12 protein-coding genes are annotated in these 14,774 nt (G+C 72.5%); 6 read left to right on the plus strand and 6 right to left on the minus strand.

Annotated features, from left to right (window positions below):
- The first annotated feature begins 3 nt into the window (after positions 1 to 3).
- Positions 4 to 1,512 carry a carboxylesterase/lipase family protein gene (locus K1T35_RS13230; protein WP_220260462.1) on the plus strand — a complete coding sequence of 503 codons (1,509 nt, stop codon included), beginning with the start codon at positions 4 to 6 and terminating at the stop codon, positions 1,510 to 1,512.
- On the opposite strand, the gene K1T35_RS13235 is transcribed toward K1T35_RS13230, so the two are convergent.
- Genes K1T35_RS13235 through K1T35_RS13250 form a run of 4 tightly spaced genes read right to left on the minus strand, consistent with a single transcriptional unit; the run spans position 1,513 to position 5,618 of the window.
- Positions 1,513 to 2,271 (minus strand): HpcH/HpaI aldolase/citrate lyase family protein, encoded by a 759-nt coding sequence (locus tag K1T35_RS13235; RefSeq protein WP_220260463.1) that lies wholly within the window; start codon positions 2,269 to 2,271, stop codon positions 1,513 to 1,515.
- Positions 2,272 to 2,287: 16 nt separating this feature from the next.
- Positions 2,288 to 3,250, minus strand: coding sequence for an aldo/keto reductase (locus K1T35_RS13240; protein WP_220260464.1), 963 nt, complete (start codon positions 3,248 to 3,250; stop codon positions 2,288 to 2,290).
- Positions 3,251 to 3,261: 11 nt separating this feature from the next.
- Positions 3,262 to 4,215, minus strand: coding sequence for a phosphoglycerate dehydrogenase (locus K1T35_RS13245; RefSeq protein WP_220260465.1), 954 nt, complete (start codon positions 4,213 to 4,215; stop codon positions 3,262 to 3,264).
- A complete protein-coding gene (locus tag K1T35_RS13250; RefSeq protein WP_220260466.1) occupies positions 4,212 to 5,618 on the minus strand; it encodes an Nramp family divalent metal transporter in 1,407 nt (468 codons plus the stop codon). Before K1T35_RS13250 ends, K1T35_RS13245 begins: the two co-directional genes overlap by 4 nt.
- Positions 5,619 to 5,757: 139 nt before the next feature.
- Between K1T35_RS13250 and pdxA the strand changes: the two genes are divergently transcribed.
- The 4 genes from pdxA to K1T35_RS13270 all read left to right on the plus strand — a co-directional run bounded on the left by pdxA (position 5,758) and on the right by K1T35_RS13270 (position 11,377).
- Positions 5,758 to 7,944 (plus strand): 4-hydroxythreonine-4-phosphate dehydrogenase PdxA, encoded by a 2,187-nt coding sequence (pdxA, locus tag K1T35_RS13255; protein WP_220260467.1) that lies wholly within the window; start codon positions 5,758 to 5,760, stop codon positions 7,942 to 7,944.
- A gap of 51 nt (positions 7,945 to 7,995) precedes the next feature.
- On the plus strand, positions 7,996 to 8,790 hold the full coding sequence (locus K1T35_RS13260; RefSeq protein ID WP_220260468.1) for a DeoR/GlpR family DNA-binding transcription regulator: 795 nt from the start codon (positions 7,996 to 7,998) through the stop codon (positions 8,788 to 8,790).
- A 204-nt stretch (positions 8,791 to 8,994) separates the two neighbouring features.
- Complete coding sequence (locus K1T35_RS13265; protein ID WP_220260469.1) at positions 8,995 to 10,971, plus strand: sensor histidine kinase KdpD; 1,977 nt, start codon at positions 8,995 to 8,997, stop codon at positions 10,969 to 10,971.
- Between the two features lie 16 nt (positions 10,972 to 10,987).
- Complete coding sequence (locus K1T35_RS13270; RefSeq protein ID WP_220260470.1) at positions 10,988 to 11,377, plus strand: DUF742 domain-containing protein; 390 nt, start codon at positions 10,988 to 10,990, stop codon at positions 11,375 to 11,377.
- A 40-nt stretch (positions 11,378 to 11,417) separates the two neighbouring features.
- Here K1T35_RS13270 and K1T35_RS13275 read toward each other — a convergent pair whose 3' ends face one another.
- On the minus strand, positions 11,418 to 12,203 hold the full coding sequence (locus tag K1T35_RS13275) for a hydrolase (protein ID WP_255621845.1): 786 nt from the start codon (positions 12,201 to 12,203) through the stop codon (positions 11,418 to 11,420).
- Positions 12,204 to 12,305: 102 nt separating this feature from the next.
- Here K1T35_RS13275 and K1T35_RS13280 point away from each other — a divergent pair, with 102 nt between their 5' ends.
- Positions 12,306 to 13,328 carry a LacI family DNA-binding transcriptional regulator gene (locus K1T35_RS13280; RefSeq protein WP_220260472.1) on the plus strand — a complete coding sequence of 341 codons (1,023 nt, stop codon included), beginning with the start codon at positions 12,306 to 12,308 and terminating at the stop codon, positions 13,326 to 13,328.
- A gap of 39 nt (positions 13,329 to 13,367) precedes the next feature.
- Here K1T35_RS13280 and K1T35_RS13285 read toward each other — a convergent pair whose 3' ends face one another.
- On the minus strand, positions 13,368 to 14,699 hold the full coding sequence (locus tag K1T35_RS13285; protein ID WP_220260473.1) for an erythromycin esterase family protein: 1,332 nt from the start codon (positions 14,697 to 14,699) through the stop codon (positions 13,368 to 13,370).
- Positions 14,700 to 14,774: the final 75 nt, after the last annotated feature.

The following is a 14,774-nucleotide window of genomic DNA, read 5'->3' on the forward strand; positions in this document are numbered from 1 at the left end:
CCCATGGTCGAGCAGACGGTCGTGCGAACGCGACGCGGCGCGGTGCGCGGGGTGCAGGCGGGCGGCGTCGCGGCGTTCCGCGGCATCCCGTTCGCGGCACCTCCGGTCGGCGCGCTGCGGTTCCAGGCGCCGCGGCCGGCCGAGGCGTGGGACGGGGTGCGCGAGGCCGACGTGTTCGGGCCGCCACCTCCGCAGGCCCCGCTGGCCCCGCCGCCGCCGATGCCCGTGCCGACCGGCCCGATCCGGCACGACCCCACCGACTGGCTCACCCTCAACGTCTGGACGCCCGACCCGGGCGCGGCGGGGCTTCCGGTGCTGGTCTGGATCCATGGCGGCGCCTACCGCATGGGCTCGTCCGCCGACCCGGGTTACGACGGCTCGGTGCTGGCCGGCACCGGTGCCGTCGTCGTGACGGCGAACCACCGCGTCGGCATCGAGGGGTACGCCCAGCTCGACGGCGCGCCCGCCAACCGCGGTCTGCTCGACGTCGTCGCGATACTGCGCTGGGTCCGGGAGGAGATCGCGGCGTTCGGCGGGGACCCCGGTCAGGTGACCGTGTTCGGTGAGTCCGCGGGGGCGGGGGCGATCGCCGCGCTACTGGTCATGCCGGCGGCCGATGGCCTCGTCGATCGGGCGATCGCGCAGAGCGTGCCCGGCACGTTCTTCGCCCCGGCGCTGGCCCGTGACGTCAGCGCCGAGATCGTCGCGCCGCTGGGGCTCGCACCGACCGCGGCCGCGCTCGCCGATGTCCCGCCCGAGCGGCTGATCGGCGCGCTGGGCGATCTGGACCGGCGGATGCCGACGATCGACCGCTGGGGCCTCGTCGCCCACACACCCACCCCGTTCTCGCCGGTCGTGGACGGTGAGGTGCTGCCCACGAGCCCGTGGGCCGGGCTTGCGGCCGGCGCCGGGCGGGACGTGCCGCTGATCGTCGGGCACAACCGCGACGAGTGGCGGCTGTTCCTCGTCCCCGGCGAGGCGATCAGCGAGGAGATGGCGGCGAGGGCGATGCGGGCGTTCGGGCCCGGCCCGGGCGCCGAGGAGCGGATCCGGGCGGCGTTCCCGGACGCGGGTGCCGAGGAGCTGCTCGTGGTCTCCTGCTCGGACCGGATGTTCCGCATGCCGAGCGTGCACCTCGCCGAGGCCCACACCGCGGGCGGTGGGCGGAGTCACCTCTACGAGCTGACCTGGCCCACCCCCGCCCTCGACGGCGCGTTCGGTGCCTGCCACTTCCTCGACGTGCCGCTCGTCTTCGGGGTGTTCGACAGCGGTCTGCCGCTCCAGTTGCTGGGTGCCCCGCCCCCACCGGAGGCCGGCGAGGTGTCGGCCGAGATGCAGGGCGCGTGGACCGCGTTCGCCCGTGACGGCGACCCCGGGTGGGCGCCCTACGACGGGCGGCAGCTCACCCGCGTGTTCGACGTGGGCGATCGCGGTGGCGTGCGGCCCTACCCCGAGGAGGCCTCGTGGAAGCTGTGGGCCGACGCGCCACCCGAGGTGCTCGACCTGCGTTGATCATCCGCGGGCTGCCGCCAGGTGGTCCCGGGCCGCCTGTTCGAGGTGCACCAGGTCGCACGCGACGCTCACGTAGGTGAAACCCTGTGCCAGCCGGCGGGCGGCGGTGGCGCCGTCGGGGCAGTGGATGCCCGCGACGATGCCGGCGTCCGCCGCTGCGGCGAGCACGGTGGTGAGGGCCACGTCGAACTCGGCGTCGAGGTCGGGGTCGGTCGAGGTCTTCCCGCCGAGGGCGAGGCGCAGGTCCGACGGGCCCACGTACAGGCCGTCGAGGCCGGGGACGGCGGCGATCTCCTTGACGTTGCGCAGGCCGTCGGGCGTCTCGATCATCACGAGGCAGGCGATCTCGGCGTCGGCCTCGGCCGGGGTGGGGCCCACCCGCAGCTGGGAGCGCATCGGGCCGTAGCTGCGGCGGCCCACCGGGGGGTAGCGGCACGCGGCGACGGCGGCCTCGGCGTCGGCGACGGTGTCGACCATCGGCACGATCACACCGCGGGCGCCCGCGTCGAGGGCCTGGCCGATCCAGAACTGGTCGTTCGCCTGCACGCGCACCAGCGTCGGGACGTCGTAGGTGTCGATCGCGGTGGTAGCGGCGAGGATCGCGCGGTACTCGGTGAGGCCGTGCTGGGCGTCGATGCAGACGTAGTCGTAGCCGGTGCGGGCGATCCGCTCGGTGCCGACGGGGTTATCCAGCACGACCCAGTAGCCGATCGTGCGCTGCCCGTCGCGGAGCCGTTGGGCGAAGCCGGTGGCGGTCATCTCTTCCCTCCGGGGATCAGCGGTTGTAGGCGGGGACGGGGCCGCGCAGGTCGGCCCACACCTCGTCGCAGCGCGCGACGACGTCCGCGTCGAGGGCGCCGCGTTCGGCGGCGGCGATGTTGCGCTGCAGCTGCTCGACGCTCGACGCCCCGACCAGGACGGCGCCGACGGTCTCCCGCGTGAGCAGCCAGCGCAGCGCGAGCTCGGGCAGGGGGAGCCCGGCCTGGTCGGCGATGGCGGCGAGCCGCTCGACGGCGTCGAAGAGCTCGGCGTTCCAGTAGCGGTCCCGGTACATGGTGGCGAGCTTCGAGCTGCCGAACCGGCCGTCGGTGGGGACGTCGTCGAAGCGGTGGCGGCCGGTCAGCAGGCCGCCGCCGAGGGGGTTGTAGACGATGTCGAAGAGCCCGGCGTGGGCGCTGAACTCGACGTACTCCTCCTCGACGCGGCGCGCGAGCAGGTTGTAGAGCGGCTGGGAGAACACCGGCGTCGGCGCGCCGGTCTCCGCGGCGACGCGGCGCAGCTCGGCGATCTGCCACGCGGCGAAGTTGGAGACGCCGAGCGAGCCGATGGTTCCCGCCGCCACCAACTCGGCGATCGCGGAGAGGGTCTCCTCGAACGGGGTGGCCCGGTCGGGCTGGTGCAGGTAGTAGATGTCGACGCGGTGCATGCCGAGCCGGGAGAGGCTGCCCTGGATGCAGGCCTGGATCGCCTTGGCGGAGAGCGGCGGCGCACCGCCCGCGTCCGGGTGCGGGATGCCGACCTTGGTCGCGACGCCGAACCGCTCGGGGCGCAGCGTCCCGAGGATCTCCTCGCAGCGCGACCCCGCGTAGCCGTTGGCGGTGTCGAGCATGGTGATACCGGCTTCCGCGGCAGCGTCGAGCATGCGGGCCGCGGTGTCGGCCTCGACCGTGTCGCCGATGTTCATCGTGCCCAGTACCAGCCGGGACACCGCGAGGCCTGCGACCTCCGTGCTCTCCATGACTCTCCTTCTCATGCCCTGACGGGATTGTGCGGGCGCTCGCCACGCAGCACCCGGGCGATGTCGCGGACGACGGTGGTGCCCATCGCCGCGTTGGCATCGTCGCTGAACGCGCCCATGTGCGGCGTGAGCACGACGTTCGGTGCGGTGAGCAGTGGGCTCCCGCTCGGCGGTTCGGTGGCGAACGCGTCGAGCCCCGCGCCCGCGAGCCGGCCCGACGTGAGCGCGTCGGCCAGGGCACGCTCGTCGATGAGGTCGCCGCGCGCGGTGTTCACCAGGTAGGCGCCCGGCTTCAGCAGCGCGATCCGCTCGGCATCGAGCAGGGGAGCGCCGCCGGTGCCGGGCACGTGCAGGGTGACGGCGTCGGCCCGGCGCAGGCATTCGTCGAGGGGGAGGGGGTGCCCGCCGAGCTGGGCGATCCGCTCGTCGGGCACGAACGGGTCGTGCGCCACGACGGTCATGTCGAAGCCCGCGGCCCGCCGCGCAACGGCCTGGCCGATCCGGCCGAACCCGATCACCGCAAGGGTCCGGCCGGCGAGCTCGGGGCCGTAGAGGCGCTCCCAGCGCCCGGCTGCCGTGGCGGTGTGCGCGGGGACGATGTGGCGGACCGTTGCGAGCAGGAGCGCGAACGCGAGGTCGGCGACCGCGCCGGTGTTGCTGCCGGGGGCGTTGAGAACGGTGACGCCGCGTGCCGCGGCGGCGGCCACGTCGATGTTGTCGACACCGACCCCGTGCTTCGCGACCGCTCGCAGCGACGGCGCCGCTGCGAGGACCCTCGCATCGACCCGATCGAGCCCGACGATGAGCGCGTCGGCGTCACCGACGACCTCGGCGAGGTCGGCAGCGGAGAGTGGATGGCGCTCGGTGTCGGTGCGCACCACCAGGCCTTCCTCCTCGAGCGTTGCCCACGGCGCGTTCGACCGGGCGCCGAAGCTGGGCGTGCTGACCAGCACGGTGCCCGTCATCCGCCGACCTCGATTCCGAAGACGTTCAGGACCGAGTACACGGCGAGCGCGGCGACGGCGACGCTGCTGAATACCAGTGCCGCCGTGAGGGACGGGTTGGCCCGGAACCGGCGGTCGACCTCCACCGTGCGCAGGTACCACACGGCGATCACCACCGCGGCCAGGAAGACCCCGCCCGCGATCCCGCCGATCTGCACCATCAGGACCGGCGACTGGATCAGCAGGAACCCGAGCGCCCACACCGGCGGCATCGCGAAGGTCAGGATGCGAATCATCCGCTCGCGGGAGGCCTGGTCGGCCCAGTCGAGCGCGCCGAGCAGCCCGAGCGTGTGCGTCCAGAGACGCGGGACGGCCGCGGCAGAGGCGACGAACGTGGAGTAGAGCACGGCGACGGCGCCGATCAGGAACGCGTACTGCGCCCATGACCCGAGCGTATCCGTGTACATCCGCGACAGCGTGGTGATCATCGCGTTGCCCGAGGGTACGAGGCCCTGCGGATGCAGGACGGCCGCGCCGATCACGTAGAACGAGAGCGTGCAGAGCGTGCACACGACCCACGAGACCAGCACGTCGAGCCGCATCACCGTGAGCCAGCCCTCGGCGCGCCGCGCGCGCTCCTCGGTGCCGTCGTCCGGGCCGGTCCAGCGGGCGTAGCCCTTCTCGAGGCACCAGTACGTGTAGGTCGTCATCTCGTCGGCGCCCACGCCGGTGATGCCGAACATCGCGACGGCGAACCCGATCGTGCCGGCGGGGATGGCGAACGTCAGCCCGGATGCCAGGTCGTCGCCGCCGTAGGCGAACGGGGTGAGCGGCAGCCCGAGCGCGAGCCCCACCGTGGCGAGCGTGAACAGCACCACCGCGACGAAGCACGCCTTCTCGACGACGCCGTAGCCGTTGGTGCGCAGCATGAACAGGACGCTGGCGACGAGGAGCACCGTCCACACGACCATCGACGGCATCGACAGCGGTTCACCGACGATCGGGAACAGGATGCTGAACGCCGCCGCGGTGCCGCCGATGATGCCGCCGCGCTGCAGGATTTTCGCGCCGTCCATGAGGATCCACAGGACGTTGATCCAGCTGAGGCGGCCGATCCGCGGCGGGACGTGTGCGAAGCCCTCGAGGGCTGGTTTGCCGGTGAGGATCGCCCAGCGGGCCAACTCCATCTGCACCCAGACCTTCACCCCGGTGCTGACGATCACGAGCCACAGCAGGACGAACCCGGCCTTCGAGCCCAGCGCGGTCGTGGTGATCAGCTCCCCGGACCCGACGACGGCGGCGGAGAGGATCAGCCCGGGGCCGAGGCAGCGCAGCCTGCCCCGCAGGGTCGTGGGCGGGGTGCGGACGTCCGCGGGGTCCAGGGCGTACGGGTCGCCCGTCGCAGCGCTTCGGACAGTCGTCATCGACACCTCACCTTTTCGACCGGACGCGTGGGGCGCGCAGTAACGTCGCACATCTGCGCGGTACGCGCAACGGCAAGGATCACGTCGCGCGGATCGCGCAAGTAGCGCATGATGGACCCAGCCACGGAGGGGAGGAACGGTGCCGACCGAGCTGTTCGTCATCGCCGACGACCTGTCCGGCGCCGCGGAGACCGCTGCCGTGCTGGGCCCTACCGCGCTGGGCGCTGCCGCGCGTGTCGTGCTCGCCGGTGGTGGGCGTCCGCCGCGCGTGGCTCCCGGCCTGACGGTGGTCGATCTCGACAGTCGGAGTGCCACGCCCGCCGACGCGGCCCGCGCCGTGCGCGACGCCATCGCGGCCGCGCCCCCGGGGGCCCGGATCGTCAAGAAGATCGACTCGCTGCTGCGCGGCAACCTCGCGGCCGAGATCGGGGCGCTGGCGGCCGCCCGGCCCGTCGTGCTCGCCCTCGCCCTGCCGGTGGCCGAGCGCACCGTCCGGGACGGGGTCGTGCACCTGTCCGGGATCCCGCTGCACGAGACGAACGCGTGGCGGATCGAACCGGTACCCGCCCCGTCGAGCGTCGCGGCGGCCCTGGCGCCCCTGCGCACCACCGTGCTCGGCCTCGACGCGGTGCGGGGTGACGTCGCCGGGGCACTGGCGACGGCATTGCGGCAGGCGCCGGTCGTGATCTGTGACGCCACGACCGACGCCGACCTGGACGCACTGGCCGCGGCCGCGCTCGCCCGCCCCGACGTGGTTCTCGCCGGGTCGGGCGGGTTCGCCGCGGCCATCGGAAGACACCTCGTGAGCGGATACGCACGCGATGGCTCGCGTATCCGCTCACGACACTCCTCGGTGCTCGTCGTGGTCGGGTCGGCCGCCGAGATCGCCGCCCGGCAGGTGGAGCGGCTGCTCGCCGACGGGGCGCGCGAGATCCGGCTGCCCCTCGGCGGGGAGCGCCTCGAACCGGGGGTGACCGTCCTGCGGCCGGCCGCGGTCACCGGCGCGGATCCGCGGGTCGTCGTGGCCGAACTGGCCCGCGCCGTCGCCGACCTCGATCCCGGACCAGACGGCGCCGACCTCGTTCTCACCGGTGGCGAGACCGCGCGTCGGGTACTCGACGAGCTGGGGATCGACGAGCTCGAACCGCTCGCCCAGATCGGGCACGGCGCCGTCCGCAGCCGCACGGCGGACGGGCGCCACGTCGTCACCCGGCCGGGCAGCTTCGGCGGGGTCGATTCATTGCGCGACATCGTCGCGGAGCTGCTGCCACACCCGCCCGAAGATCAGGAAGGCGCTATGACCATCACCGCAGGGACCGCATCGACCGACGCCCGGCCCCTCGTCGCTGTCACGATGGGCGACGGCGCGGGAGTCGGGCCAGAGGTGATCGTCCCGGCCGTCGTGCACCCCGACACCCTCGCCCGCTGCCGGCCCGTCGTGATCGGCGACGCCGCCAGGCTCCGCAAGGCCGCCGGGATCCTCGGACAGCACGTGGAGATCGTCGCGATCGACGAGCCGGCGCAGGCCGAGTTCGGCGCGAACCGGATCAACGTGATCGACCTCGGGCTGCTCCCGGATGACCTGCCGTGGGGCGCGGTGTCGCCGGTGGCGGGGGAGGCCGCGTACCAGTACATCCGCGTGGCGGCGGAGCTCGCGGTCGCGGGCGCCGTGCAGGGGATCTGCACCGCGCCGCTGAACAAGGAGGCGCTGCACGCCGCGGGGCACCGATTCCCGGGCCACACCGAGCTGCTCGCGCACCTCACCGGCACCGAAGAGGTGTCGATGATGCTCACCACCCCGAAGGTCAAGGTCATCCACGTCACCACGCACATCGGGCTGATCGACGCCGTGGCCCGGATCGAGCCGGGGCTCGTCGAGCGGACGGTGCGGCGCGGGCACGAGGCGCTGGTGCGCGCCGGGATCGCCGAACCGAAGATCGGGGTCTGCGGCATCAACCCCCACGCGGGCGAGAACGGCCTCTTCGGCTACGGCGAGGAGGAGGAGAAGATCGTCCCCGCGCTGAAGGTGCTGCAGGCCGACGGCATCGACGCCCGCGGCCCGCTGCCGGCCGACACCGCGTTCTTCCTGGCAGGGCGCGGCGACTACGACCTGATCGTCGCGATGTACCACGACCAGGGGCACGGGCCGGTCAAGGTGCTCGGCATCGAGTCCGGCGTCAACATCACCGTCGGGCTGCCGGTCATCCGCACCTCGGTCGACCACGGCACGGCGTTCGACATCGCCGGAAAGGGTGTCGCCGAGCCCGGCAGCATGGTCGAGGCGCTGCGTCAGGCCGCCGAGCTGTCGTCGCGGCCGGTAGCCTGACCCAGCCCACCGGAAGACGCAGCCCATCCCGACGAACCTGGAGACGCGCCGATGCCGGCACGCGGATCGCAGCGGCGGCGTGACGAGATCGTGCGGCTCGCCACCACGTCGGGGCTGGCCAGCGTCGACGAGCTGTCCGAGACGTTCGGGGTCACCGCCTCGACGATCCGGCGCGACCTGGCGCTGCTGACCACACAGGGCCGGCTCGCCCGCACCTACGGCGGCGCGATGGCGCTCACGGCGCACCCGGAGACGTCGCTGCGCCAGCGGATCGGGGAGGCGTTCGGGGCCAAGCGCGCGATCGCGCGGGTGGCCGCGGCCGAGGTCGGCCCGGGGGAGACCGTGCTGCTGGACGCGGGCTCGACGGTCGGGGCGCTCGCCCACGAGCTGCGGTCGGTACCCGGCCTCACGGCCGTCACGGTAGGCCTGACCGCCCTGCAGGAGCTCAGCGACGCCGAGGGGGTCACCGTCCACTGCCTCGGCGGCACGCTGCGGCCGCTGAGCCAGGGCTTCGTCGGCCCCCTCGCGGAGGCGGCGCTGGAGCGGGTGACGTTCGACCGGGCCTTCCTCGGCGCCGACGGCGTCACGGCCGAGGGCCTGTGCGAGGCCGACCTCGCCCAGACCCGGCTCAAGGAGCTCATGGCCCGCCGGGCCACGGACGTCTACGTGCTCGCCCACGGCGCGAAGCTGGGGCGGTCCCCGTTCCACGCGTGGGCCCGGCTCGAGCCCGGATGGACGCTGATCACGGATGCGAGCGCGGAACCCGCGAGCGTCGGACGGCTCCGCGGCGCGGGGATCACGGTGGTGGTCGCCGGGGTGGCCGAGGGCGTCGAGTCGTCCGCCTGATCTCGCTCCACCTCGGCGCTCAGCTTGATCGTTTCATCCGAGCGGAGCAAGAAATGCAGACGTCGGGCACTCGCTGTAACAGTCGCAGGCAAGTGGTCGAGTCCCAGTCGGCTGTTCGCGTGATGCATGGCCAGTTGATCGCTGTCCTTGCTAACGTGTCGTCACCCCCGGTTACAGCTCCCTGCAATTCGACCAAATGCCAGCGTGTTTCGGCTCGCCGTATGCTCCGCCGTGTCATCCAGCGGACCAGCGGGCGTGCCGGGTGTCGCGCTGCGCTGGAGGATGCGCATGCGTCGCTCGATCTGGGCTTCCCTCGCCGGTCTGTTACCTCACGGCTATCAGCTGGCCGACGCCGACTGGCAACGACGGCACCGGCTCCTGCAATGGGTGCTGCTGCTGCACGTGCCCGGGCTCTACCTGTTCGGCCTGTTCCTGCGCACGCCGCCGGAGGGCGTGCTGTTCGCGGTGACGGTCCCGGCTGCGTGCCTGCTCCTCGGCTGGCTGCTGACAGAGCACCGGCGGGTGGCGGCGTCGTTCGTCACCTTGGGGCTCGTCTACAGCTCGGCGGCGCTGGTCGCGCTGACCGGGGGCACGATCGAGGCCCACTTCCACTTCTTCATCATCATCGGGTTCATCGCCCTCTACCAGGACTGGGTCCCGTTCCTGCTCAACGTGATCTTCACTGTGATCAGCCATGGGGTGGGATCGGCGTGGCCGCAAACGCTGATCTTCAACCACCCGGCGGCCCAGGGGAATCCGTGGCTGTGGTCGTTGATCCACGGCGTCGCGGTGCTGTTCGCCTGCGTGGGGATGGCCCTGTTCTGGCGGATCACCGAGGACTCCCAGCGGGAGAAGGACATTCTCCAGCACCGGCTGGCCCAAGCCGAGATCAATCGGCGGCAGTTCACCTCCGACCTGCTGGTGAACCTGGCCCGGCGCAACCAGAGCATGTTCTACCGGCAGCTGGAGATCATCAACCAGCTGGAGGAGTCGGAGCAGGACCCGGACGCGCTCGCCGAACTGTTCAAGCTCGACCACCTCGCCACCAGGGTGCAGCGCAACGCCGAGAGCCTGCTCGTGTTGTCCGGCGAGCAGCAGCCGCGGGTCTGGCGGGAACCGGTCGCGCTGCGCGACGTGGTGCGCGCGGCCATCGCCGAGACCGAGGACCTCGACCGGGTGTCGACGCTCGTCGACGAGCGCCCGGCCATCGCCGGGCACAGCGTCGCCGACGCCACGCACCTGCTCGCCGAGCTCATCGAGAACGCGGTGCGGTTCTCCCCGCCCGACAGCCGGGTACGCATCAGCCTGATGCCCGACCGGCGCCACGCCGGCGGGCAGCTCCTCACCATCGAGGACTGGGGTATCGGGATGAACGCCGAGGACCTCGCCACGGCCAATTTCATCCTGGCCGAGGCCCCCGACATCGACCTGGCCGTTGCGCAGCGTCTCGGGTTCCATGTCGTCGCCCGGCTCAGCGCCCGGCACGGCATCCGGGTTTCGCTGTCCCCGACACCCGGCTCGGGCACGACGGCCGTGGTCGCCTTACCCGTCGAACTCTTCGACGGCAACCCGAACCACGATCCGAACCGCGACGCGCCGAGCGGGACGACACCCGGGGCCACCGGGAACACGCAGCGCCTCCTGCACCGCGGCGCGACCCCGCCCACAGGAAATCGCACCGACACCGCCCAGCCGGTGATGATGGCGCCCACCAGCGGCGGCGGAGCCCATCGAATCCGGTTGGCGGCCGATGACACCCTCCCCAGTTGGTGGACAGAGGCCAAGGTCATCGCCACCGACCAGCTGGTGCCGGCGCAGCGTTCCGCGCCGGTGGACGACGTGGAAGACGGGGAAGACGGAAAGGCCGAGGTTGCCGGGCTGCGTCACCGGGTCCCGCTGGCCCACATGGCGCCGGAGCTGAGGACGCCGAACCAGGCCGACACCGGCCACACCGCGGTCTCGCCCACTCGGGCGGACGGGGCGGCGATCGCGCGCTTCCACACCGGCCGTCCCGACGCGCCCATCGTCGACAGCGGTCAACCTGACGTGCCGCCGGACAGCCCCAACTCAGAAATCCCCGAGCCCGATGTCGGCGTGAGCGCCTGGTTCGAGCCGACCATCCAGCCCGACCCCGACCCCGACCCCGACCCCGACGTCGAACCCGAGGCGGGGCAGCGGTGAGTACCCAGGCGTACCGATGAACGAAGCGGAGCCACCCCGGCATGCCGCCAACGGTCCGTCGCCCCGGCGGCTCGTTCCGATCTACGCCGTCACCGGCGGGCGCACCCGGTCGGCGGGCCGTGAGCTGCCGATGGAGTCACTCGTGAGCGTGACCGAACGGGCCCGCTGGGCCGGGCACCGGCTCGAGAACGAGTACCGCACGATCCTCGAGCTGGCGCGCCGACCGGTGGCGCTGGTCGAGATCGGCGCCGCGCTCAACGTGCCGGTGACCGTGGCACGCGTCCTCGTCAGCGACCTCGTCGGCGACGGCTACCTCGACGTCCACGCCCCACCACCGGTGTTCGCCGACGGCCGCCCAACCTCCGCCGTGCTCACCCAGCTCCTGGCGGGTCTGCGGGCACGCTGAGGATCACTCGACCGAGCTCGGCACCGACGGGTGCCGGGCTTCAGGTGAGGTGGTCGAAGTCGCCCCGCACCCAGCCGATGTACCGGTCGGCCGACCGGCGGGTGGCCGCGCGGGCGTCCGTGTCGACGGTCTTGCCGAAGTTGTCGTAGAGCCGGTCGAACTCGAGCACCTCGACCGCGCGGGTGATCCGATCCACCACGGCCGCGGAGAGGGGGATGCGGTTCGGGTAGCTGCGCATGAAGGTGGTGGTCGCCCGGTCCGGGTTGGCCTGGATCGTGTCGCCGCCCAGTAGCACCCCGTTGCCGCCTGCGCCGGCCGCCCAGTGGGCCACCGCGCTGCCGGGGAAGTGGCCGCCCAGCTGCAGGAGCCTGACCCCGGGCACCACGTCGAGGCTGCCCGACCACGTGCGGATCACCGGGTCGGGCCGCGCCACCCACTTCTGGTCCGCGTCGGAGACCAGCACCGGCGCATCGCCCAGCGCCCGGCTCCACTCCACCTGCACGCCGTACATGTGCGGGTGGCTGGCCACGATCGCGGCCACCTCACCCAGCTCCCTGACCTGGCGGGCGGCATCCTCGTCGACGTAGCCCACCATGTCCCAGATGACGTTGCCCGCGGGCGTGCGCACGAGGTGGGCCTGCTGGCCGATGCCGAGCTTCGGCTCGACGGTGATGCCGAACAGGTCCGGCTCGAGCTCCCGCACCCGCACCTTGTGCCCTGCCGCGGCCAGCTCGTCCAGGTTGGTCCACTGCTGCCCGTCCGCGGGCACCCATTGCCGCTCGTCGGAGCAGATGGCACACACCTCGACCGCTTGTTCGTGCTCCACCGCGCAGGTGCTGCAGATGTACACGTTCTACCGCCTTGATCTTGTACTATCGTTTGTACAGCCACTGAACAGCAGTGCGCACGGTCGCGTCAAGGGGTGCCGGTGCCAGCAGTGCCACCCCGCCGGGTCACCTTGAAGGACATCGCGCGGGACTCGGGCGTCTCCGTGACGACCGCCTCCCGCGCCCTCCACGGCGCGACCGGCGGGGCGCGGGCGCCGTCGGAGGACACGGCCGCGCGGGTACGGGCGGCCGCGACCCGGCTCGGCTACTCCCGCGACCAGCTGGCCAGCGGCCTGCGCACCCGCCGCAGCTGGCTGCTCGGGATGCTCGTCCCACGCCTGTCCGATTACGTGCTGGCCACGATCTACGAGGGGGTCGAGGAGGCCGCGCGGCTCGCGGGGTACGGCGCCGTCGTCGCGAACACCTACGACGACCCGGACGAGCAGCGGGCCCGCGCCGAGGTCGTGCTCGACCACCGCGTCGAGGGACTGATCATCGGCGACGCCTCCGAGCGCGGCAACCTGCTCGACGACCTCGAGCGAAGGGGCGTCCCGTTCGTGCTCGTCAGCCGGCGGACCGGCAGCCACCCCGCGGTGACCGGGGATGACCTCACGGGCGGTCGTCTCGTCGCGGAACACCTCCTCGACCGGGGCCACGTCCGGGTCGCGGTCCTCGCGGGCGAGGCCTACGCCAGCACCGGCAGGGACCGGACGAGGGGGTTCCTGGAGCGCTGGTCGGCAGCGGGGCGGACCGTGCCGGCGGATCGGGTGGTCCACGGGCCCTTCGACGCGGCCGGTGGGCGCGAGGCGATGCAGCGAGTCCTGGACACTCCCGGGCCGCCGCCGACCGCGGTATTCGCCGTGAACGACTTCGCGGCGATCGGGGCGATGGGCGCCCTGCGCGACGCCGGGCTGCGCGTCGGCCGGGACGTCGCGCTCGTCGGCTACAACGACGTGTCCCTCGCCGCGGAGCTGCCGATCCCGCTGAGCACGGTCGCCACCCCGAACCTCGAGATGGGGCGCAGAGGGGTGGAACTCCTCGTCGAGATCCTGGACGGCGGGCGGCCCGGCTCCGTCCTGCTGCCGCCGGAGCTGCGCATCCGGGCGTCGAGCGGCCCGGGTTGACCCCGCTGGCTGGGGGATCGCGGTGGGAAGGGGTGGTGATCACCCGAGCAGGTGGGCCGCCTGGACGCGGTGCAGGTGGATCAGGATGTCGTGGGTCCTTCCGAGCGCGATCGGACGGTCTGGCTGAGGCCATGCGGTGCCGATGGAGCGGGTCGCCCGAGGCTCCGCCAACCAGGCACGCGCCGCGGCCGGCGCGCTACGCAGGTCGAGCAGGTAGTCGCGCAGCGCCACCTCGTCCAACACGTACTCGTTGCTGCCCGCGCCGGCTGGACTTACCGCGAAGGTGCCGAGCTGGTCGTTCTCGTCCTCGGCGTTGAACGACCCGTGGTGGAACGTGAAGCCGACACTGACGTAGCCCGCGCCCAGCCGGTCGCGCAGGAAGGCGCCCTGCATCCTGGGGTACTGCTCGGGTTCGTGGGACTCGTAGCCGACGTGTCCGTTGTGGGCGGACACGAGGATCTTCGCTCCGGTCTGCTCGTGCCACCAGGCGGTGTTTTCGGCCATGACCTGGTCCCGGTAGAGCATGGCGTCCCGGACCTTCGCGGGGTCGTCCAGGTCGAACGAGTACAGCGTGGCGACCTGTGCGATGGCGCGCGCGTGCTGGACCGTCCACGTGAACTCCTCGCTGGTGGCATGCGTCGCCGCCAGCGCATCCATGGCCTGCTGAGCCGTCCTGGCGACCGCTTGCCGTTGGCCGATCGGTAGCCCCGGATAGGTGGACATCCAGGTGCCGGCGTCCGTGGTCGGGCGCAGGTCCCGGTACGCCTCCATGAACTGCGCCAACAGCGTGGGGTGGTGCGCGCGGACGTACCCGGTCACCCGGTCGAGCAGCTCGGGGCCGGCGTAGCCGAGGTCGTTGCCCATGAACTGGACCTGCGTGGCGTGCCGGGAGTTGTAGTCGCGCATCCACTCGATGAAGTCCCGGTACTCGGTGGTGCGCCAGAACCGGTACGAGTCCTGCAACTCTTCCTGCATGATCTGGTCGAGATCGCCCGTCCCGTGCCGCACGTACTCGTTCAGGCGGACCCCGCCGCTCCAGCCGGTCTCCAGCGAGAACGTGGTGAACCCCTTCTCCTCGACCAGGTAGCGGAACACCCGGTGCTTCATCGTGAAGAACTCGCGCGAACCGTGTGTGGCCTCGCCCAGCCCCACCACCTGGGCGTCGGCGACCATCGCGCCGAGCGGGCGAAGGTCACGCAGGTCGCCGTGCGGCTCGATGGAACGCAGGGCATGCGCGTCACGGCCTAGCGCGGCAACGGGATCGTCCGCGTCGGCGGGTGCCGAAGCGGGCGGGGCCGCGGACGCGGCGACGGCCGACGCGGCGGCGCCCGTGCCTGCGACGCCGAGCCCGAGGGCCAGCAGCGCGCCCACTACACATCGTCGGTAGCTCGCTGTGGCTCGTGTCATCGCCGCTCCGTCCGTCGATCGGGCCTTGACCGTAGAAGC

The sequence above is a fragment of the Pseudonocardia sp. DSM 110487 genome (genome assembly GCF_019468565.1).
Lineage (GTDB): Bacteria > Actinomycetota > Actinomycetes > Mycobacteriales > Pseudonocardiaceae > Pseudonocardia.

Bases quoted from the DNA above. Each gene is read 5' to 3' on its own strand.
- K1T35_RS13235 (WP_220260463.1), bottom strand. From the start codon at position 2,271: ATGACCGCCACCGGCTTCGCCCAACGGCTCCGCGACGGGCAGCGCACG.
- K1T35_RS13245 (WP_220260465.1), bottom strand. From the start codon at position 4,215: ATGACGGGCACCGTGCTGGTCAGCACGCCCAGCTTCGGCGCCCGGTCG.
- K1T35_RS13260 (WP_220260468.1), top strand. From the start codon at position 7,996: ATGCCGGCACGCGGATCGCAGCGGCGGCGTGACGAGATCGTGCGGCTC.
- K1T35_RS13270 (WP_220260470.1), top strand. From the start codon at position 10,988: ATGAACGAAGCGGAGCCACCCCGGCATGCCGCCAACGGTCCGTCGCCC.
- K1T35_RS13240 (WP_220260464.1), bottom strand. From the start codon at position 3,250: ATGGAGAGCACGGAGGTCGCAGGCCTCGCGGTGTCCCGGCTGGTACTG.
- K1T35_RS13250 (WP_220260466.1), bottom strand. From the start codon at position 5,618: ATGACGACTGTCCGAAGCGCTGCGACGGGCGACCCGTACGCCCTGGAC.
- K1T35_RS13230 (WP_220260462.1), top strand. From the start codon at position 4: ATGGTCGAGCAGACGGTCGTGCGAACGCGACGCGGCGCGGTGCGCGGG.